Here is a 20,492-nt window from a genome sequence, read left to right on the forward strand (position 1 = left end):
GTGTACCATTTTTACCCGAGTAGCCAACTTCTGTCGTAAGGTACTGACCCGCGATGACAAGCTGCCCCGCGACGACGCGGCGGCCGGCGATAAAAACGTAGTCCGCGAAGAGCGTGCCGCGGCGCCAAGCCGCCCTGCGCCGCAGCCGCGCGCCGCCGACAACGGCAACAACGCCCCTGCCCGCCGCTCAACGCCGCGCAAGCGTCCGCCTTTCCCCCTCGCCGAGAGCAACGACTCGATGACCGTGATCCCGCGCGAACAGCACTCGATTTCCCGCAAAGACATCAGCGAAAATGCGCTGAAAGTGCTTTACCGCCTGAACAAGTCCGGCTACGAAGCCTATCTGGTCGGCGGCGGCGTGCGCGATCTGTTGCTCGGCAAAAAGCCGAAAGACTTCGACATCACCACCAACGCCACGCCGGAGCAAGTGCGCAAGCTGTTCCGCAACTGCCGCCTGGTCGGCCGGCGCTTCCGCCTGGCACACGTGATGTTCGGGCCGGAAATCATCGAAGTGGCCACCTTCCGCGGCCACCACGAACAGAACCCGGAATCCGACAAGAACTCGTCTCAGCAGGCGCAAAACGGCATGCTGCTGCGTGACAACATCTTCGGTTCGATCGAGGAAGACGCCCAGCGCCGTGACTTCACCATCAACAGCCTGTACTACGGCGTGGCGGATTTCACCCTGCGCGATTACGTCGGCGGCCTGAACGATCTGAAACAGGGCGTGATTCGCCTGATCGGCGATCCGGAAACCCGCTACCGCGAAGATCCGGTGCGCATGCTGCGCGCGGTGCGCTTCGCCGCCAAGCTGGATATGCGCATCAGCGAAGAGACCGCCGAGCCGATCCCGCGCCTGGCCTCGCTGCTGCATGAGATCCCGCCGGCGCGCCTGTTCGAAGAATCCCTCAAGCTGCTGCAGGCCGGTTACGGTTTCCAGACCTACCTGAAGCTGTGCGAATACCAGCTGTTCCAACCGCTGTTCCCGCTGATCGCCCGCAACTTCACGCCGAACCACGATACGCCGATGGAGCGCATTCTGGTGCAGGTGTTGAAGAACACCGATCACCGCCTGCAGAACGACATGCGCGTCAACCCGGCGTTCCTGTTTGCCGCCATGCTGTGGTACCCGCTGCTGGAGCACGCGCAGAAGCTGGCGCAGGAAAGCGGCCTGGCCTACTACGACGCCTTCGCGCTGGCGATGAACGACGTACTCGACGAGCAGTGCCGCTCGCTGGCCATCCCGAAACGCATTACCACGCTGGTACGCGATATCTGGCAGCTGCAGCTGCGCCTGTCCCGCCGCCAGGGCAAACGCGCGCACAAGCTGATGGAACACCCGAAATTCCGCGCCGCCTATGATCTGCTGGCGCTGCGTGCGGAAGTGGAAGACAATCAGGAAATGCTGCGTCTGGCCGAGTGGTGGGGCGAGTTCCAGGACGCCACGCCGGCGCGGCAGAAAGCCATGCTGAGCACCCTGGGGGACGATCCGGCTCCGCGCCGCGCGCGTCAACGCCGCCCTCGCCGCCGGGCACCGCGTAAAGAAGGGGCATAATGATCCGCGTTTATATCGCGCTGGGCAGCAACCTGGCGCAGCCGCTGCAACAGGTTAAAGCCGCACTGGAGGCGCTGGAGCATCTCCCGCGCTCCCGGCTGGTCACCTGTTCTTCGTTTTACCGCACCAAGCCGCTGGGGCCGCAAAACCAGCCGGACTTTCTCAACGCGGTGGTGGCGCTGGATACCCTGTTGCCGCCCGAACAGCTGCTCGACCATACCCAGGCGATAGAACGCAATCAGGGGCGCGTGCGCAAGGATGAACGCTGGGGGCCGCGCACGCTCGATCTGGACATCATGCTGTACGGCGACAAGGTGATCCATACCGAGCGCCTGACGGTGCCGCATTACGGCCTGAAAGAGCGCGAATTCATGCTCTACCCGCTGGCGGAAATCGCTCCCGATCTGATTTTCCCCGATGGCGAGCCGCTCGCCAGCTGCCTCAAGCGCGTGCCGGAAAACGGCATGGCGCTGTGGCATCAACCACAGCCCAAGTCCTGACCCGCCTACAGCGTCAGCCGCGCAACGAACCCGCCCGGCGGGCGATTGGCAAAGCCGATCTGTAAACCATGCAATCCGGCGATACGCTGCACGATCGAGAGGCCCAGCCCGCTGCCGGTTTGTTCCTGCCCCGGCGGGCGATAGAAACGTTCTCCGAGCCGCGCCAGATGCTCCGTGGTGACCCCCGGACCGTCGTCCTCCACCGTCAGCGAGCGTTCGCTCAGCGTCACGGTGACGACGCCGTCCTGCGGGGTATAGCGCACCGCGTTGTCCAGCAAGTTGCGCAATAGCAGCGACAGCAGCAAGGTTTCCCCCTGACGCGGCGGCGGCGTTCCCTGATGTTCATAGCGCAGCGTCACGCCCGCCGCATGGGCCTGCCGATCCTGCTCCGCCAGGGTCATCGTCACCAGTTCGTTCCAGTCGATCGGCGCCAGTTCGGCCAGATCCGACAGCGAATCCAGCCGCGACAGCGTCAGTAGCTGATCCACCAGCCGGGTGGCGCGATCGATGCCGACCGTAAGATTGTCCAGCGCGTGCTCGCGCATCGGCGCATCGTCCCCCGCCAGTTGAACCACTTCGGTCTGCACCCGCAGCGCCGCCAGCGGGCTGCGTAACTCGTGCGCGGCATCGGAGGTGAAGCGCCGCTCCCGCACCAGCAACGCATTGATGCGAGCGAACAGCGCATTGAGCGCATCCACCAGCGGACGCACCTCGGTCGGCACCTGGCGCGCGTCCAACGGCGTCGCGTCATCGGGCGCGCGCCGACGCAAACCGGCCGCCACCACGCGCAGCGGCCGCAGCTCGCGCCCGACCATCAGCGCGATCAGCAGCATCAGCACCGGCAGCGTCGCCAGCCAAGGCACCAGTTGGCCGGTCACCATGCCCAGCGCCATATCGCGCCGGTAATCCCACTCCTGGCCGACCACGATGCGATAGCGCCCATCCGGGCTGGTCAGCCACAGCAGGCGCCAGCTGTCGTCATCGCCTTTGCGCTCGCCGTCGGTAAAACCTTCACGCTCCCCGTCAAACAGGAAATCGGCGCCGTTCTCGCCGTCGTTGAGCAGCATCTTGCCTTGGCGATCGAAGATGGCGAACGCCAGCGCGTCGTCGTCCTGATCGCCACGCTTGCCGTGATGCACCAGCTTCTTGGTTTTCGGCAGGCTGCGCGCGCTTTCATCGGCCAGCAGATCGCCGAGGTTGGCGGTCGCCAGCCGTTTGGCGAACAGCATCTGCTGGGTGTCGAACACTTCATTGATGGTGTTGCGCGACATCAGCCAGGCCACCACGCTGGCGGTGCACCAGGTCATCAGCGCCAACAGGCTGAAGATCAGGATCAAACGCAGCCGCAGGCTGAGACGCTTCACGGCGCATCCCCTAGCGTGTAACCCACGCCGTGAATGGTGCGGATGAAGCCGTTGCCCAGCTTGCGCCGCAGGTGGTGAATATGCACCTCCACCGCGTTGCTGCTCACCTCGTCGTCCCAGTTGTACAGCTTCTCCTGAATCAACGGCCGCGCCAGCACCCGCCCCTTGTTGTGCAGAAACAGCTCCAGCACCGCCAACTCGCGCGGCGTCAGCGTCACCGGCTCGCCGTTGCAGCTCACGCTGCGGGTGGCGCTGTCAAACACCACGTTGCCGTGCGTCAGCTGCGGCATCAGTTGGCCGTGGCGACGGCGGATCAGCGCCTGCAGGCGCGCCGCCACTTCGGCCAGCGCGAACGGCTTGCACAGATAATCGTCGGCGCCGCTTTGCAGACCGCTGACCCGCTGCTCCAGCGCATCGCGGGCGGTGAGGATCAGCACCGGCACGTCCTGCCCGGCCTGGCGCCACTGGCGCAGCAGATCCAGGCCATCGAGGCCCGGCAGGCTGAGATCGAGGATCACCGCGTCGTACGGCGCGCTGTCCAGCGCATTTTTGCCGACGGCGCCGTCGGTGAACCAGTCCAGATTGAAGCCGAGTTTGGTCAGTCCGGCCTTGATGCCGTCCCCGATCAGTTTGTCATCTTCGATCAGCAGAATTCGCATGAGTATCCCTTTTCAGTCATTGCGCCATTGCACCACAAGGTTCTTAAGAACCGCTTAAGCATGGCGATCCGCGCTACCCACCCCGATCGGGTTACAGTAGAATGGCTGCACTTTTTTGCAGCCTGGGCCTGCGCAAGCCGCACGCCCCGTTTCAGGAGACGTTGTGATGAAACCCACCACCGTGACCCACTTGCGCCAGTGCAAACAGGAGCAACGCAAGTTTGCTACCCTTACCGCCTACGATGCCAGCTTTGCCAAACTGTTTGAAGAGCAAGGCATCAAAGTCCTGTTGGTGGGCGATTCGCTGGGCATGACGCTGCAGGGCCACGACTCCACGCTGCCGGTCACCGTCGCCGACGTAGCCTACCACACGCGCGCCGTGCGCCGAGGCGCGCCGGCCTGCCTGCTGCTGGCCGATCTGCCGTTCATGAGTTACGCCACCCCGGAACAGACCTTCGCCAACGCCGCCGAGCTGATGCGCGCCGGCGCCAACATGGTGAAACTGGAAGGCGGCAGCTGGCTGTGCGACACGGTGAAAATGCTTGCCGAGCGCGCGGTGCCGGTGTGCGGCCATCTGGGCCTGACGCCGCAGTCGGTCAACGTGTTCGGCGGCTATAAGGTGCAAGGGCGCGACGAACTGGCCGCCAAACAGCTGCTGCAGGATGCGCAGAATCTGGAGCTGGCCGGCATTCAGTTGCTGGTGCTGGAATGTGTGCCGACCGAGCTGGCGCGCCAGATCACCGAAGCGCTGTCCATTCCGGTCATCGGCATCGGCGCCGGCAACGGCACCGACGGCCAGATCCTGGTGATGCACGACGCCTTCGGCATCACCGGCGGCCACACGCCGAAGTTCGCCAAGAACTTCCTGGCGCAGAGCGGCGATATCCGCACGGCGGTGCAGCACTACATTCAGGAAGTGGAACAAGGCCTCTACCCGGCGGCTGAACACTCTTTTAACTAAGCGATGGTTCCAGGAGTCACCCAATGATTATTATCGAAACCCTGCCGATGCTGCGTCAGCAGATCCGCCGCTGGCGCCAGGAAGGCAAACGCATCGCGCTGGTGCCGACCATGGGCAACCTGCACGACGGCCATATGACGCTGGTCGATGAAGCGCGCGCCCGCGCCGACGTGGTGGTGGTGAGCATCTTCGTCAACCCGATGCAGTTCGATCGGCCGGACGATCTGGCGCGCTACCCGCGCACGCTGCAGGAAGACAGCGAGAAGCTGACCCGCCGCGGCGTCGATCTGGTGTTCGCGCCAGCCCCGGCTGCAGTCTATCCGCAGGGGCTGGAGCAGCAGACTTACGTCGACGTGCCGGGCATCTCCAGCATCCTGGAAGGCGCAAGCCGGCCGGGCCACTTCCGCGGCGTTTCCACCATCGTCAGCAAGCTGTTTAACCTGGTGCAACCTGACTTGGCCTGCTTCGGCGAGAAAGATTACCAACAGCTGGCGCTGATCCGCAAAATGGTGGCGGACATGGGTTACGACATCGACATCGTCGGCGTGCCGACCGTGCGCGCCAAAGACGGCCTGGCCCTCAGCTCGCGCAACGGCTACCTGACCGCCGAAGAGCGCAAGGTCGCGCCGCAGCTGAGCAAGATCATGAACGCGCTGGCGCAGCAGTTGGCCAATGGCGAGCGCCATATCGAAACGCTGCTGGAACAGACCGCCGAGCAGCTGCGCGCCGCCGGCTTTACGCCGGATGAACTGTTTATTCGCGACGCCGACAGCCTGCAGCCGCTGACGGTGGACAGCCAACGGGCGGTGGTGCTGATGGCCGCCTGGCTGGGCAAGGCGCGTCTTATCGACAACCAGCAGGTCGACCTGACGCTGTAAGCCGTTTTTTATACTGTCGTCACCCTTGGCCGCTGACCATTGGTAGACAATGGCGGAGCAATCGGTGACGATAGAGATTGCAGGGATGCAGGAGAGATGTTCAACCCCAGCGCCTGTGAAGGCCGATATTCAGTTAGGTAAAGCTATGATACGTACTATGCTGCAAGGCAAGCTGCATCGCGTCAAAGTCACTCAGGCTGACTTGCACTATGAAGGGTCCTGCGCCATCGACCAGGATTTCCTGGAGGCCGCCGGCATTCTGGAATATGAAGCGATCGATATTTACAACGTGGATAACGGCCAGCGCTTCTCCACCTACGCCATCGCCGCCGAGCGCGGTTCGCGCATCATTTCGGTTAACGGTGCCGCCGCGCGCTGCGCCTGCGTGGGCGACAAACTGATCATCTGCTCCTATGTGCAAATGACCGACGCCGACGCCCGCCAACACCACCCGAAAGTCGCCTATTTCGAAGGTGACAACAACCTGCAGCGCAAGGCGAAAGCCGTGCCGGTTCAGGTCGCATGACACTAAAACGGGCGCCTTGCGCGCCCGTTCTTCCTTACTGCACCACCACCGTGCCCGGCTTGTTGGCTATCCGATCCGCCATGGTCTGGATCGAGTCGGTGCGCAGAATATACAGCCGCTTCAGCGTATAGGGGTTATCCCCCGGCTTCACCTTGCCCTGCACCGTGGTCACCGCCAGATGGAAACCGGCGTCCTGCGCCGCCTGGATCGCCCGCTGGTTATAGCCGCCGAACGGGTAGGACAGATACAGCACGTGCGGGTTGAACTGCGACAGCGCGCGGCGCGAGCGCTCAAAATCGAACTCGATATTGTGCAGCGAACGGCTCAGCAAAATCGGCTGGCGATTGCCGTCGGTGCGGTGCAGGAAGTGAGTGTGCGACTGCACGTCGAACACGTCCTGAATCTGCTTCAGCTCCGAGACGCTCATAAACTGCAGCGAGTCCGGGTTCCATTTCTGCGGGTGGCGTTTGATGCGCGAAGAGATGATGAACGCCGTGGCGCGGAAACCGTAATCCTTCAGCACCGGGTAAGCGTAGCGATAAACCGATTTCAGCCCGTCGTCGAAGGTCAGCACGATCGCCTTGCCCGGCAGGTTGATCTGGTTCTTCAGGTAGGCTTCCAGCTGATACAGCGAAATGGTGTCGTAGCCCGCCTGCTTCAGGTAGGTCATCTGGTTGCTGAACGCCACGTCTGAGGTGGTGGTCGAGGTGTGGCGGAAGCGCTTGTTCTCTTCGTTTTTTAGCAGGTGATGATAGGTCAGCACCGGTATGCCGCTATCGATCTCGCAGTCCAGCTCATTGACAAACCCCAGCCGCTCGCCGATGTTGACTTCGTACCAGGTGTTGTTCAGCCGATCTTTCAGCTTGCCGATGATCGGATAGCGCAGGTTGCCTTCCAGCGTGCCCAAAACTTCGCTGTCCTTGTCCGCAGCGGTATAAACGTCGATCGTTTTTTGGGTGATCAGATTCTGGTTGGTCAGCGGTTTATTCAGCTCGCCCAGATCGTCTTGTACCTTGCGCGACTTCTTCAGTTCGCGCACGTCATCTTTATCGATAAAGCCGGTGCCGTGCCCGAATTTGAATTCGTAGTATTCCGCATCCGCCGGGAACACCTGGATCAGTTGCCCGCGCTTCACTTCTCCTACCGGGATCACATGCTCGCCCACCAACGCATAGACTTCGCTATCGCGCTGCGCTTCCATGTATTCAGATTTAACCGCGCCGTCTTCCGACAGCAGATTCGCCAGGCTCACAGGGGAAACCAACGACATCAGAATGCCGAGGAAACCAGCCGCTAACGTGTATTGAGGCCGCATGATGATGTTCTACTTACGAGTGCGTAATGACTAAAGTGAAGGAAATGTGGAGCGCCAGCATAGCACGATTTGAACAACGGGGAACTAGCGGTTATTTGAGCAATTCTATTGATTTACGCGCCGCCTGCGCCAAATCAAGAAAAGCGCCCCCACCGGAAAAGTGGGGGCGCGATACCATCAGCTGCGCAGGCCGCGGCCGCGCTCGATCAGGTACCAGGACAGCAGGTAAAACACCGCGATAAACGCCAGCAGCACCGCCATGGTGAACGCCAGCGGCACGTCGTTGATGCCGAGGAAACCGTAGCGGAAACCGCTGATCATATAGACGATGGGGTTCAGCTTGGACACCGCCTGCCAGAATGGCGGCAGCAGCGACAGCGAGTAGAACACCCCGCCCAGGTAGGTCAGCGGCGTCAGCACGAAGGTCGGGATCAGGCTGATATCGTCGAAGGTGGTGGCGAACACCGCATTGATCAGCCCCGCCAGCGAGAACAGGATCGCCGTCAGCAGCAGCGTCAGCGCAATCACCCACCAGGCGTGCACCTGCAGCGGCACAAAGAACAGCGAGATGATGGTCACCAGCACGCCGACGCAGATGCCGCGCGCCACGCCGCCGCCGACATAGCCGGCGATCACCACGTGGGTCGGCACCGGCGCCACCAGCAGTTCCTCAATGTTGCGCTGGAATTTGGCGCTGAAGAACGACGAGGCAACGTTGGCATAGGAGTTGGTGATCACCGCCATCATGATCAGGCCAGGCACGATGAACTGCATGTAGCTGAAGCCGTGCATATCGCCAATGCGCGAGCCGATCAGATTGCCGAAGATGATGAAGTACAGCGTCATGGTGATCACCGGCGGCACCAGGGTCTGGATCCAGATGCGCGCGAACCGGTTCACCTCTTTGGCCCAGATGCTCTGCAAGGCCACCCAATACAAACGCGTCATGCTTTTTCTCCATTGCCGTTAACCAGGGTGACAAACAGTTCTTCCAGGCGGTTCGCCTTGTTGCGCATGCTCAGCACCTGCACGCCCTGCGCGCTCAGTTGGGTGAACAGCCCGTTCAGCCCCTGCTCGCGCATCACTTCCACTTCCAGCGTTGAGGTATCCGTCAGGCGGCTGTGGTAACCGTCCAGCTTCGGCAACGGGCTCTTCGCCGCCAAATCGAGGATGAAGGTTTCCGACTTCAGCTTGGCCAGTAGCCCCTTCATCGAGGTGTTTTCCACCAGCTCCCCGTTCTGGATGATGCCGATATTGCGGCACAGCATCTCCGCCTCTTCCAGATAGTGGGTGGTGAGGATAATGGTGGTGCCCTGGGCGTTCAGCTCTTTCAGGAAGCCCCACATCGAGCGACGCAGCTCGATGTCCACCCCGGCGGTCGGCTCATCGAGGATCAGCAGCTTCGGCTGATGCATCAACGCGCGGGCGATCATCAGGCGGCGCTTCATGCCGCCGGACAGCATGCGGGCGCGCTCGTTGCGCTTGCCCCACAGATCCAGCTGATTGAGGTATTTTTCAGCGCGCGCCATCGCTTCACGCCGCGTGACGCCGTAGTAACCCGCCTGGTTCACCACGATCTGCAACACGGTCTCGAACGGGTTGAAGTTGAACTCCTGCGGCACCAGGCCGAGCTGGCGCTTGGCGTTGACGATGTCTTTATCGATGTCGTAACCGAACACCCGCACGCTGCCGGCCGTTTTGTTCACCAGCGAGCTGATGATGCCGATGGTGGTGGATTTTCCGGCGCCGTTTGGCCCCAGCAGGGCATAAAAATCCCCCGCTTCGACGCTCAGGTCGATACCGCGCAGCGCCTTGACGCCACCGGCGTAAGTCTTGGTCAGCTGCGCTAATTCCAGTGCATAATTCATATGTAAAATAGTACCTTATGACGATGAGTATGCCGCCGCGCCCCTGTTTGCGAGGCTTGAAACACTAACGATAATCCTAGCATCGGCGACGTTTTCACTGAGTCGAATCCGTGCGGAAAATGAGGCTGCACCACTGTTCCGATTTCCAAAGTGTGACGCTTACCCTATATTACCCCAACGCAATCTGTCCGTTACGGGTCAATCACCTCCATGAAAGAAATCGAAGAGCTTATCGCCAACAACCAGGCCTGGTCGGCCAACATCAGCCAGGAAGACCCGGAATTTTTTGAACGTTTAGCCCAGGCGCAAAAGCCCCGCTTCTTATGGATTGGTTGCTCTGACAGCCGCGTTCCCGCAGAACGCCTGACCGGCCTCGAGCCGGGTGAACTGTTCGTCCATCGCAACGTGGCGAACCTCGTTATCCACACCGATCTTAACTGCCTGTCGGTGGTGCAGTATGCGGTAGATGTGCTGGAAGTCGAACACATCATCATTTGCGGCCATCTGGGCTGCGGCGGCGTGCAGGCGGCGGTGGAAAACCCGGAGCTGGGGTTGATCGACAACTGGCTGCTGCACATTCGCGATCTGTGGTACAAGCACAGCTCGCTGCTGGGCGAGCTGCCGCCGGAGCAGCGTTTCGACATGCTGTGCGAGATCAACGTCATTGAGCAGGTATACAACCTGGGCCACTCCACCATCATGCAGTCCGCGTGGAAGCGCGGCCAGAAGGTGATGATCCACGGTTGGGTGTACGGCATTCAGGACGGCCGCCTGCGCGATATGGAAGTGCTGGCGACCAGCCGCGAGAGCCTGGAGATGGGCTACCGCAAAGCGATAGCCAAACTGAAGCAGGATAAAGGCATATAACCCCGCCGCGGGCGCGGCTGGCCGCGCCCCACATTAATTACTCGTCCAGCAGCACCACTTTGCCGACGTACGGCAGGTGACGGTAGCGCTGAGCGTAGTCGATGCCATACCCCACCACGAACTCATCCGGGATCGAGAAGCCGACATATTCGACCGGCACCTGCACTTCACGGCGCTCAGGCTTGTCCAGCAAGGTGCAAATCGCCAGCGATTTCGGCCCGCGCAGCGCCAAAATCTCGCGCACTTTGTTCAGCGTGTTGCCGGAATCGATGATGTCTTCCACGATCAGCACGTCTTTGCCGCGAATGTCTTCGTCCAGATCCTTGAGGATCTTCACGTCGCGAGTAGTGGACATGCCGCTGCCGTAGCTGGAGGCGGTCATAAAGTCGACTTCGTGCGGCACGTCGATGGCGCGGCAGAGATCGGCCATGAACATGAAGGAGCCGCGCAGCAGCCCGACCAGCACCATGTCGCTGCCGCTGTCGCGGTAATGTTCGGTGATCTGGCGGCCAAGTTCGGCGATACGGGTCTTAACTTCCTGCTCGGAAATCATTACGTCTACAGTGTGTTTCATAGTATTCAGGTCAGTTGCCGGAAGAAAGGCGCAGAGTTTAGCATAGCCTTTCGCCGGTGGCGACGCGAGCGCGCCGCCACCTGAGCGACGGGCCGCGATCATTCGCCGACGGTGAAGCCCATCATCATGCCGGTATCTTCGTGCTCCAGCAGGTGGCAGTGGGCCATGTACGCATGTTCGCTGCTGGCCGGATGGTCGAAGCGCACCAGCACTTCGCTGCGCCACCCTTCGACGCGCACCGTGTCCTTCCAGCCGCTGCGATGCGCCGCCGGCGGTTTGCCATTTTCCGACAGGATACGGAACTGGGTGCCGTGAATATGGAACGGGTGCAACATCATGTCGCCCTCGCCGGAAATGGTCCACTTCTCATACTGGCCCCGTTTGGCGGCGAACATCGGCTTGGTCATGTCGAAGGCCTTGCCGTTGATCATGTTGCCGTGGCTGAAGTCGAACGGTTTGGCTTTACCCTGCGCGCCGCCGTGATCCATCCCGGCCATACTGCCATGATCCATGCCCTTCATGTTGCCGTGGTCCATGCCCTGCATGCCGCCCTTTTCCATGCCTTTCATGTTGCCGTGGTCCATGCCTTTCATGTCTCCACCGCCCATCGCGCCATGATTCATGCTCATGCCGGCCATCGCCTGGTGACCATAACGATCCATCAGCGCCTGCATGCCGAGCATATCCAGCTGCGGATCCATCATCAGCTGCAGCCAACGCTCCTGGATACCGGTGGTAGCGGGTAATGTCGGCAGCTTCACCAGGCTGTCCGGCATGGTTTTGATGCCCTGCGCCAGCGACGGCTGAATGCGCAACACCGGCAGCGGTTGATCGAACGGCGCCAGCGTCATACCCATCTGCTTCACCGGCAGCGTCACGATGTCGAACGCTTTCCCGTCGGAGGCATCCACCAGCACTTCAAAACGTTCGCCCATCAGCATCGGCAGCTCGGTCAGTTTCACCGGCTCCGCCAGGAAACCGCCGTCGCTGGCGATGACATACAGCGGACGGTTGTCACTGGCCGCCAGATTCAGCGAGCGGGCGTTGCAGCCGTTGAGGAAGCGCAGACGCAGCCAGCCGCGCGGCGCCAAATGTTGCGGATACTGCGCGCCGTTGGTGAACATGCGATCGCCAAACCAGCCCACCGCCGCGCTCATCACGTCCAGGCGGTATTCGATTTGTGCGTCTTTGCCCAACCGCTTATCTTGCAGGATCACCGGAATATCATCCTGCCCCCAGGTTTTCGGCAGCGGCAGTTTGGCGCTCTCCTCATCTTCCAGCAGCACCAGCCCCGCCAGCCCCATCATCACCTGGCTGCCGGTTTTACCGTGGGTATGCGGGTGGAACCAGCAGGTGGCCGCCGGTTGATCGACGGTGAAATTCACCGTGCGCGTCGCGCCGGGATGGATCAATGCCTGCGGGCCGCCATCGACGTCGCCGGGAATTTCCAGGCCGTGCCAGTGGACGGTGCTGGCCTCCGCCAGGCCGTTTTTGATATCGACCGTCACCGGCTGCCCACGCTGCAGCTTCACCGCCGGCCCGAGCAGCGCGCCGTTGAATCCCCAGGTTTTGGTGGCGGCGCCGGGCAACCAGCGGGTTTCCCCCACCTGCAGCGCCAGCGCAATTTTTCCCTGCGCGTCCGGCGTCAACAACGGCGGCACCGGCAGGGCCGGCCGATCGGCCGCCCAGGCGGCCCGGCTCCATAACGGCAATGCGCTCGCAGCGCCCAGTGCGGCGGTTAATTTAATAAAATCACGGCGTAACATCGCTGACTCCCTTTTCTCAGTGACATAACTCAATGCCGCCAGCCTAAACCTTCCCCCTGGCGGAAGGTCAAGCCTTTCCTGGCGGTATTTTAAGCTATGCCTCACAATCAAGAGAATATGGCTGGCAAACGCAACGCCGGCCCGGCAGCAATAAAATTTGGTGCCTTTACAGGCAAGTGTGGTAACGTCAGCAAACGACAAACAGGCCTATTTCATGATGAAAAAAACAACGTTATCGATGCTGTTGCTGGCGATGCTGGGCTTCTCCAACGCCAGTCTGGCGCTGAATGAATCCGAGGCGGAAGATCTGGCCGATCTGACGGCGGTATTTATTTATTTGAAAAATGATTGCGGCTACAACGATTTGCCAAACGCGCAAATCAAACGCGCCATCGTCTATTTCGCGCAACAAAACCGCTGGGATTTGAGCAACTACAACAGCTTCAATATGAAGGCGCTGGGCGAAGACAGCTATCGCGATCTCAGCGGCATCGCCATTCCAACGCCCAAGAAGTGCAAATCGCTGGCGCGCGACTCTTTGAGCCTGCTGGCCTACGCCAACTAATTCCTTCCCCTTTCCCGCCCGCCTAACGCTCTCTCTGTCTGAAATTCAACCGTGCATCGCCAGGCAGAGTTAGCTATGATGTTGCGCCGATTTTTCATGGCTGTTATTACGGAGTTTCCCGCACATGACCCAGAAAGAAATTTGGTACGAAACGCTGCATACGGGCTTCGGCCAGTATTTCTCGGTAGAGAAGGTGCTGTACCGCGATAAGACCGATCACCAGGATCTGGTGATCTTCGAGAACCCGGTGCTGGGGCGCGTGATGGCGCTCGACGGCGTGGTGCAAACCACCGAGCGCGACGAGTTCATCTATCACGAAATGCTGACCCACGTGCCGCTGCTGGCGCACGGCGCGGCGAAGAAAGTGCTGATCATCGGCGGCGGCGACGGCGGCATGCTGCGCGAAGTCAGCCGGCACCCTGGCGTGGAGCAGATCACCATGGTCGAGATCGACGCCGGTGTCGTCGAGTTCTGCCGCCAGTACCTGCCCAACCACAGCGCCGGCGCCTATGACGATCCGCGCTTCAAGCTGGTGATCGACGACGGCGTCAACTTCGTGAACCAAACCGACGAAACCTTCGATGTGATCATCTCCGACTGCACCGATCCGATCGGCCCCGGCGAAAGCCTGTTCACTTCGGCGTTTTATGAAGGCTGCGCCCGCTGCCTGAATGAGGGCGGCATTTTCGTCGCGCAGAACGGCGTCTGCTTCCTGCAACAGGACGAGGCGGTCAACAGCCACGCCAAACTGAGCCGCTACTTTACCGACGTCAGCTTCTATCAGGCGGCGATCCCGACCTATTACGGCGGCATCATGACCTTTGCCTGGGCGAGCCAGAACCCGGCGCTGCGCCAGCGCGATCTGCCTACTCTGCAACAGCGCTTTAACCAAAGCGGCCTACACTGTCGTTATTACAACCCGGCAATTCACGTCGGCAGTTTTGCCCTGCCGCAATATTTGCTCAATGCCCTGAACGTAACACGTTAAGCGAGAAGATAAAGGAGGTGGCCCAAATTGCATAAGCTAAAACTGCACGGCTTCAACAACCTGACCAAGAGCCTGAGTTTTTGTATTTACGATATTTGTTACGCCAAGACCGCGGACGACCGCGACGGCTATATCGCCTACATTGACGAACAATATAACGCCAACCGGCTGACCGAGATCCTGAGCGAAACCTGCTCGATCATCGGCGCCAATATTCTGAACATCGCGCGTCAGGACTACGAGCCGCAGGGCGCCAGCGTCACCATCCTGGTCAGCGAAGAGCCGATCGATCCGAAAGACGTCGATACGTCGGAGCATCCCGGCCCGCTGCCGAACACGGTCGTTGCGCACCTGGACAAGAGCCATATCTGCGTACACACCTACCCGGAAAGCCATCCGGAAGGCGGGCTATGCACCTTCCGCGCCGATATCGAGGTTTCGACCTGCGGCGTCATTTCGCCCCTCAAGGCGCTGAACTACTTAATTCACCAGCTGGAATCCGACATCGTCACCATGGACTATCGCGTGCGCGGTTTTACCCGCGACGTGAACGGCGTGAAACATTACATCGATCATGAGATCAATTCGATCCAGAACTTTATGTCGGAAGACATCAAGGCGCTGTATCACATGATGGACGTGAACGTTTACCAGGAAAATATCTTCCATACCAAGATGTTGCTGAAAGATTTCGATCTGAAGCACTACCTGTTCAACGCGGAACCGGAGGCGCTGAGCGCCGCCGAACGCAAGCAGATCACCGATCTGTTATGGAAAGAGATGCAGGAAATCTATTACGGCCGCAATATTCCGCATCTGTGATGGAAAGGGCGCGGCACGCCGCGCCCTGATGCTTAGTATTTCAGCATGAAAGAACGATAGGCCTTCAACACCAGCAGGAAGTCCTCAACGCCGCAGAATGAGAGGCTTTCTTCGTCGTAGTAATTCATCCCCTCTTCCATTTCATCGCCCTCGAACTCCAGCTGATTGGCGCGGATCATCACTTCTTCACCATCCATCAGCAGCGTATATTCATGGCCTTCCAGCTGCCATTGACGTTCACTGCCTTTAACCTCGGCCGCACCGGCTTCAATCCGGTCCAGCAGGTTGAAATCGCCTTTGACTTCTTCGTTGATCCAGTGGCCAATCGCTTCATGCCCCATCGAAAATCTGACGATCACCTGACCGGTGACGTCACGCAGAAATTCGTAATCCATAGCATGCCCTCCTGAGCCCTTTTTCTTAGTGTAAACATAAATGGCGGACTAACTCAGTGAGCGCTCGCAAAGTTGGCAACTGAGCAAAATAAAACGGGAGGCCAAGGCCTCCCGTTAAACAGTTGCGCAATATAGCGGCTTACACGGCGGTTTGGAAGATCACGCCGTCGGCTTTTTCGGTGTACTGCCCCAGCTGGTCAAAGTTCAGGTAGCGGTAGGTATCCGCCGCCGTCTTGTCGACTTGCGCCATATAGGTCTGGTACTCGTCCGGCGTCGGCAGGCGGCCCAGCAGGGACGCAACCGCAGCCAGTTCGGCAGACGCCAGATAGACGTTGGCACCGGTACCCAGACGGTTCGGGAAGTTACGGGTCGAGGTGGAGACCACCGTCGCACCGTCCGCCACGCGCGCCTGGTTGCCCATGCACAGCGAGCAGCCCGGGATCTCGATACGCGCGCCGCTTTTGCCGAAGACGCTGTAGTAGCCTTCTTCGGTCAGCTGAGCCGCGTCCATCTTGGTTGGCGGCGCCACCCACAGACGGGTCGGCAGCTGGCCCTTGTGCTGATCCAGCAGCTTGCCGGCCGCGCGGAAGTGGCCGATGTTGGTCATGCAAGACCCGATGAACACTTCATCGATTTTGCTGTTGGCCACGTCGGACAGCAGGCGCGCATCGTCAGGATCGTTCGGCGCGCACAGGATCGGCTCCTTGATCTCGTTCAGATCGATGTCGATCACCGCCGCGTATTCCGCATCCGCATCGCCTTCCAGCAGTTGCGGATCCGCCAGCCATTTTTCCATGCCCTGAATACGGCGCTCAAGCGTACGGCGGTCGCCGTAGCCTTCGGAGATCATCCACTTCAGCAGCACGATGTTGGAGTTCAGGTACTCTTCGATCGGCGCCTTGTCCAGCTTGATGGTACAACCGGCGGCGGAACGTTCGGCGGACGCATCGGTCAGCTCAAACGCCTGCTCGACCTTCAGATCCGGCAGGCCTTCGATCTCCAGGATGCGGCCGGAGAAGATGTTTTTCTTGCCCTTCTTCTCGACGGTCAGCAAGCCTTGCTGGATCGCGTAGTAAGGGATGGCGTGCACCAGATCGCGCAGGGTGATGCCCGGCTGCATTTTGCCTTTGAAGCGCACCAGCACCGACTCAGGCATATCCAGCGGCATTACGCCGGTCGCGGCGGCAAACGCCACCAGGCCGGAACCGGCCGGGAAGGAGATGCCGATCGGGAAGCGGGTGTGGGAATCGCCGCCGGTGCCGACGGTGTCAGGCAGCAGCATGCGGTTCAGCCAGGAGTGGATCACGCCGTCGCCCGGACGCAGCGAGACGCCGCCGCGGTTCATGATGAAGTCAGGCAGCGTGTGGTGCGTGGTCACGTCGACCGGTTTCGGGTACGCGGCGGTGTGGCAGAATGACTGCATGACCAGATCGGCGGAGAAGCCGAGGCAGGCCAGGTCTTTCAGCTCATCGCGGGTCATCGGGCCGGTGGTGTCCTGAGAACCGACGGAGGTCATCTTCGGTTCGCAGTATTCGCCAGGGCGAATGCCGGCGACGCCGCAGGCGCGGCCGACCATTTTCTGCGCCAGCGAGAAGCCTTTGCTGCTGGCGGCGACCGGTTTGGCGATACGGAACACATCGCTGTGCGGCAGACCCAGCGCTTCGCGCGCCTTGGTGGTCAGGCCGCGGCCGATGATCAGCGGGATACGGCCGCCGGCGCGCACTTCATCCAGCAGCACGTCGGTTTTCAGCTCGAAGTTGGCGATCAGCGCGCCGGTTTCGTGGTTGCGCACTTCACCTTTGTATGGGTAAACGTCGATCACGTCGCCCATGTTCAGCTCGGACACGTCCACTTCGATCGGCAAGGCGCCGGCATCTTCCATGGTGTTGAAGAAGATAGGCGCAATCTTGCCGCCCAGCACCACGCCGCCGCCGCGCTTGTTCGGCACGTGCGGGATGTCGTCGCCCATAAACCACAGCACGGAGTTGGTGGCGGATTTACGGGAAGAACCGGTGCCGACCACGTCGCCGACGTAGGCCAGCGGGAAGCCTTTTTTGTTCAGCAGCTCGATCTGTTTGATCGGGCCGACGCTGCCCGGCTGATCCGGCACGATGCCTTCACGTTCGTTTTTCAGCATCGCCAGCGCGTGCAGCGGGATATCCGGGCGCGACCAGGCGTCCGGCGCCGGAGAAAGGTCATCGGTGTTGGTTTCGCCGGTGACTTTGAACACGGTGACGGTGATCTTTTCCGCCAGCTCAGGGCGCGACAGGTACCATTCGGCGTCGGCCCAGGACTGCATGATCTGCTTGGCGTGCGGGTTACCGGCCTTGGCCTTCTCTTCCACGTCGTAGAAGTTGTCGAACATCAGCAGCGTGTGGGACAGCGCTTTCGCGGCGATAGGCGCCAGCGTTTCGTTATCCAGCGCTTCGATCAGCGGGTGAATGTTATAGCCGCCCTGCATGGTGCCTAACAGTTCAATGGCTTTCTCGGGGGTAACCAGGGGGGATGTCGCTTCACCTTTGGCGATGGCCGCCAGGAAACCTGCTTTGACGTAGGCGGCTTCGTCGACGCCCGGTGGAACACGGTTAATCAGCAGGTCTAACAGGAATTCTTCTTCGCCTTTTGGCGGATTCTTCAGTAGTTCGACCAGCGCGGCCATTTGGGTGGCGTCTAGCGGCTTAGGGGCGATGCCCTCAGCAGCACGCTCGGCTACGTGCTTACGGTATTCTTCTAGCACGACGTTCTCCTCGCTCTCATTGTCATTTATTGTGCCTGGCGTATATGCAAACCGGGTTTATACCCTTGGGGTTTCACTCTGTGGCTAGGCGATCGGCCCGTAAAGGCCCCGAAACGGTGATTGGGGCAAACAGACACGGTCAAACAGCGTTACAGCATGAAAGACTGATGGGTAGAGCGCACGGCGATATTGATGCCATCTATCCTGACGGGGCACTGCTGTCGATGTCCTGGACTGTAAGGTACAGTGCCCGGTTCCGCTCAGCCAGCATATCAGGATTTGAAACGGTTGTTAATTCGTTCACATAAAAGCAACATTAAATCTTTGCTGAATCGTTGAGCGCAGCGTAATCGGCTGCCGGACTAGCAGGGCATTATATCCATATAATTAGAATGGATATAAGCAGGAGGATCGGAATTTGGCGCAGCGGCCACAAAAAAACCGCTTTCTGAGTTTGAGCAAAAAAAAACGGCTCCTTGTCAGGAGCCGCTTGTTAACCGGTCAAACCAGCAGAATTACTTCTTCTTGGCTTTCGGGTTAGGCAGGTCGGTGATGCTGCCTTCGTAGATCTCCGCCGCCAGGCCCACGGATTCGTGCAGGGTCGGGTGAGCGTGGATGGTCAGCGCGATGTCTTCCGCGTCGCAGCCCATCTCGATAGCCAGACCGATTTCACCCAGCAGCTCGCCGCCGTTGGTGCCGACAATCGCGCCACCGATGATGCGGTGAGTTTCTTTGTCGAAGATCAGTTTGGTCATGCCGTCTGCACAGTCGGAAGCGATCGCACGGCCGGAAGCCGCCCACGGGAAGGTGGAGGTTTCGTAGCTGATACCTTTCTCTTTCGCTTCTTTCTCGGTCAGACCCACCCATGCCACTTCCGGCTCGGTGTAAGCGATGGATGGGATCACTTTCGGATCGAAGTAGTGCTTCATGCCGGCGATAACTTCTGCGGCAACGTGGCCTTCGTGCACGCCTTTGTGCGCCAGCATCGGCTGACCGACGATGTCGCCGATAGCAAAGATGTGCGGCACGTTGGTGCGCAGCTGTTTGTCGACGTTGATGAAGCCACGCTCGTCAACTTCAACACCGGCTTTGCCGGCATCCAGCAGTTTGCCGTTCGGCACGCGGCCGATCGCCACCAGCACCGCGTCGTAACGCTGTGGTTCTGCCGGCGCTTTTTTACCTTCCATCGTGACGTAGATGCCGTCTTCTTTGGCTTCTACCGCGGTCACTTTGGTTTCCAGCATCAGGTTGAACTGCTTGCTGATACGTTTGGTGAAGACTTTCACCACGTCTTTATCTGCCGCCGGGATAACCTGATCGAACATCTCAACGACGTCGATCTGTGAACCCAGCGCATGGTATACGGTGCCCATTTCCAGGCCGATGATGCCGCCGCCCATAACCAGCAGACGCTCTGGGACGGTTTTCAGCTCCAGCGCATCGGTGGAATCCCACACGCGTGGATCTTCATGAGGAATGAATGGCAGTTGGATCGGACGAGAACCTGCAGCGATGATGGCGTTGTCGAAGTTGATGGTGGTTGGGCCGTTTTCGCCTTCAACAACCAGGGTGTTAGCGCCGGTGAACTTGCCCAGGCCGTTGACCACTTTCACTTTACGGCCTTTCGCCATGCCAGCCAGACCGCCGGTCAGCTGAGTGATGACTTTTTCTTTCCAGACGCGCACTTTGTCGATGTCGGTTTTCGGCTCGCCGAAAACGATGCCGTGTTCGGCCAGCGCTTTGGCTTCTTCGATCACTTTGGCAACGTGCAGCAGTGCTTTGGAAGGGATACATCCCACGTTCAGGCAAACCCCGCCCAGAGTGGAATAACGTTCAACCAGAACGGTTTCAAGACCTAAGTCAGCGCAACGAAAGGCTGCAGAGTAACCTGCCGGGCCCGCCCCAAGTACCACGACCTGAGTTTTAATTTCAGTACTCATCATGACCTCTTAATTGATTGTCCGGCGGGTCAGACGTCATTTTTATTGCTAATCGATCTCATAACGCCCTTCATCCACCGGGACGCTTACACCGCGAGCAGTTTACAGAATTGTTAATAATCTGCAAAGCGTGTTCGAGTGACCCGTGTCTCAACAATTTTGTCGAGTTATGCAAAATCCGACAAAACTGCTACAGAATCGTCAGGGGCGCA

19 protein-coding genes are annotated in these 20,492 nt (G+C 59.9%); 9 read left to right on the forward strand and 10 right to left on the reverse strand.

The genetic code is table 11. The features are described 5' to 3' along the window. Positions 1-7 precede the first annotated feature (7 nt). Positions 8-1,555: a polynucleotide adenylyltransferase PcnB gene (pcnB, locus tag ACJ8HB_RS21005; RefSeq protein WP_071883846.1), complete on the forward strand. Its 1,548-nt coding sequence runs from the start codon at positions 8-10 to the stop codon at positions 1,553-1,555. Next, complete coding sequence (gene folK, locus ACJ8HB_RS21010; RefSeq protein WP_033635916.1) at positions 1,555-2,055, forward strand: 2-amino-4-hydroxy-6-hydroxymethyldihydropteridine diphosphokinase; 501 nt, start codon at positions 1,555-1,557, stop codon at positions 2,053-2,055. Before pcnB ends, folK begins: the two co-directional genes overlap by 1 nt. Before the next feature lie 5 nt (positions 2,056-2,060). On the opposite strand, the gene qseC is transcribed toward folK, so the two are convergent. Both qseC and qseB read right to left on the reverse strand, forming a co-directional pair. Continuing rightward, the gene (gene qseC, locus ACJ8HB_RS21015) at positions 2,061-3,419 is read right to left on the reverse strand and encodes a quorum sensing histidine kinase QseC (RefSeq protein WP_047570567.1); all 1,359 of its coding nucleotides are present in this window, start codon (positions 3,417-3,419) and stop codon (positions 2,061-2,063) included. Beyond that, positions 3,416-4,078 carry a quorum sensing response regulator transcription factor QseB gene (gene qseB / locus ACJ8HB_RS21020; protein WP_004937550.1) on the reverse strand — a complete coding sequence of 221 codons (663 nt, stop codon included), beginning with the start codon at positions 4,076-4,078 and terminating at the stop codon, positions 3,416-3,418. The genes qseC and qseB overlap by 4 nt, the downstream gene beginning before the upstream one ends. A 166-nt stretch (positions 4,079-4,244) precedes the next feature. On the opposite strand from qseB, the gene panB reads away from it, so the two are divergent. The 3 genes from panB to panD all read left to right on the forward strand — a co-directional run bounded on the left by panB (position 4,245) and on the right by panD (position 6,443). Continuing rightward, positions 4,245-5,039 (forward strand): 3-methyl-2-oxobutanoate hydroxymethyltransferase, encoded by a 795-nt coding sequence (gene panB / locus ACJ8HB_RS21025; protein WP_041036647.1) that lies wholly within the window; start codon positions 4,245-4,247, stop codon positions 5,037-5,039. Positions 5,040-5,062: 23 nt separating this feature from the next. Next, complete coding sequence (gene panC, locus ACJ8HB_RS21030) at positions 5,063-5,917, forward strand: pantoate--beta-alanine ligase (RefSeq protein WP_047570564.1); 855 nt, start codon at positions 5,063-5,065, stop codon at positions 5,915-5,917. 145 nt (positions 5,918-6,062) lie between these two features. Next, positions 6,063-6,443 carry an aspartate 1-decarboxylase gene (gene panD / locus ACJ8HB_RS21035; protein ID WP_004937544.1) on the forward strand — a complete coding sequence of 127 codons (381 nt, stop codon included), beginning with the start codon at positions 6,063-6,065 and terminating at the stop codon, positions 6,441-6,443. Between the two features lie 34 nt (positions 6,444-6,477). Here panD and ACJ8HB_RS21040 read toward each other — a convergent pair whose 3' ends face one another. The 3 genes from ACJ8HB_RS21040 to ACJ8HB_RS21050 all read right to left on the reverse strand — a co-directional run bounded on the left by ACJ8HB_RS21040 (position 6,478) and on the right by ACJ8HB_RS21050 (position 9,626). Continuing rightward, positions 6,478-7,758 (reverse strand): polysaccharide deacetylase family protein, encoded by a 1,281-nt coding sequence (locus ACJ8HB_RS21040; protein WP_033635920.1) that lies wholly within the window; start codon positions 7,756-7,758, stop codon positions 6,478-6,480. A gap of 177 nt (positions 7,759-7,935) precedes the next feature. Further along, positions 7,936-8,706: an ABC transporter permease gene (locus ACJ8HB_RS21045; RefSeq protein ID WP_033635921.1), complete on the reverse strand. Its 771-nt coding sequence runs from the start codon at positions 8,704-8,706 to the stop codon at positions 7,936-7,938. Continuing rightward, positions 8,703-9,626: an ABC transporter ATP-binding protein gene (locus ACJ8HB_RS21050; RefSeq protein WP_033635922.1), complete on the reverse strand. Its 924-nt coding sequence runs from the start codon at positions 9,624-9,626 to the stop codon at positions 8,703-8,705. The genes ACJ8HB_RS21045 and ACJ8HB_RS21050 overlap by 4 nt, the downstream gene beginning before the upstream one ends. A 210-nt stretch (positions 9,627-9,836) precedes the next feature. Here ACJ8HB_RS21050 and can point away from each other — a divergent pair, with 210 nt between their 5' ends. Further along, positions 9,837-10,493: a carbonate dehydratase gene (gene can / locus ACJ8HB_RS21055; protein WP_033635923.1), complete on the forward strand. Its 657-nt coding sequence runs from the start codon at positions 9,837-9,839 to the stop codon at positions 10,491-10,493. Between the two features lie 37 nt (positions 10,494-10,530). Here can and hpt read toward each other — a convergent pair whose 3' ends face one another. Both hpt and cueO read right to left on the reverse strand, forming a co-directional pair. After that, on the reverse strand, positions 10,531-11,067 hold the full coding sequence (gene hpt / locus ACJ8HB_RS21060) for a hypoxanthine phosphoribosyltransferase (protein ID WP_048234659.1): 537 nt from the start codon (positions 11,065-11,067) through the stop codon (positions 10,531-10,533). Between the two features lie 98 nt (positions 11,068-11,165). After that, a complete protein-coding gene (gene cueO / locus ACJ8HB_RS21065; RefSeq protein WP_047570562.1) occupies positions 11,166-12,833 on the reverse strand; it encodes a multicopper oxidase CueO in 1,668 nt (555 codons plus the stop codon). 217 nt (positions 12,834-13,050) lie between these two features. On the opposite strand from cueO, the gene ACJ8HB_RS21070 reads away from it, so the two are divergent. The 3 genes from ACJ8HB_RS21070 to speD all read left to right on the forward strand — a co-directional run bounded on the left by ACJ8HB_RS21070 (position 13,051) and on the right by speD (position 15,208). Continuing rightward, entirely contained in the window at positions 13,051-13,398 is a 348-nt protein-coding gene (locus ACJ8HB_RS21070; protein WP_004937515.1) for a YacC family pilotin-like protein, read from the forward strand. Positions 13,399-13,522: 124 nt separating this feature from the next. Further along, positions 13,523-14,386 (forward strand): polyamine aminopropyltransferase, encoded by an 864-nt coding sequence (speE, locus tag ACJ8HB_RS21075; protein WP_047570560.1) that lies wholly within the window; start codon positions 13,523-13,525, stop codon positions 14,384-14,386. Between the two features lie 27 nt (positions 14,387-14,413). After that, positions 14,414-15,208, forward strand: coding sequence for an adenosylmethionine decarboxylase (gene speD, locus ACJ8HB_RS21080; protein WP_004937510.1), 795 nt, complete (start codon positions 14,414-14,416; stop codon positions 15,206-15,208). A 32-nt stretch (positions 15,209-15,240) separates the two neighbouring features. Here speD and yacL read toward each other — a convergent pair whose 3' ends face one another. From yacL to lpdA, 3 genes are all read right to left on the reverse strand, one after another. Further along, positions 15,241-15,603 carry a protein YacL gene (yacL, locus tag ACJ8HB_RS21085; protein ID WP_004937507.1) on the reverse strand — a complete coding sequence of 121 codons (363 nt, stop codon included), beginning with the start codon at positions 15,601-15,603 and terminating at the stop codon, positions 15,241-15,243. A 139-nt stretch (positions 15,604-15,742) separates the two neighbouring features. Continuing rightward, positions 15,743-18,340 (reverse strand): bifunctional aconitate hydratase 2/2-methylisocitrate dehydratase, encoded by a 2,598-nt coding sequence (acnB, locus tag ACJ8HB_RS21090; RefSeq protein ID WP_033635927.1) that lies wholly within the window; start codon positions 18,338-18,340, stop codon positions 15,743-15,745. A gap of 515 nt (positions 18,341-18,855) precedes the next feature. Beyond that, positions 18,856-20,280, reverse strand: coding sequence for a dihydrolipoyl dehydrogenase (gene lpdA, locus ACJ8HB_RS21095; RefSeq protein WP_004937500.1), 1,425 nt, complete (start codon positions 20,278-20,280; stop codon positions 18,856-18,858). Positions 20,281-20,492 lie beyond the last annotated feature (212 nt).

The organism is Serratia sp. CY27727 (assembly GCF_052169275.1).
Classification (GTDB): Bacteria; Pseudomonadota; Gammaproteobacteria; order Enterobacterales; family Enterobacteriaceae; genus Serratia; species Serratia sarumanii.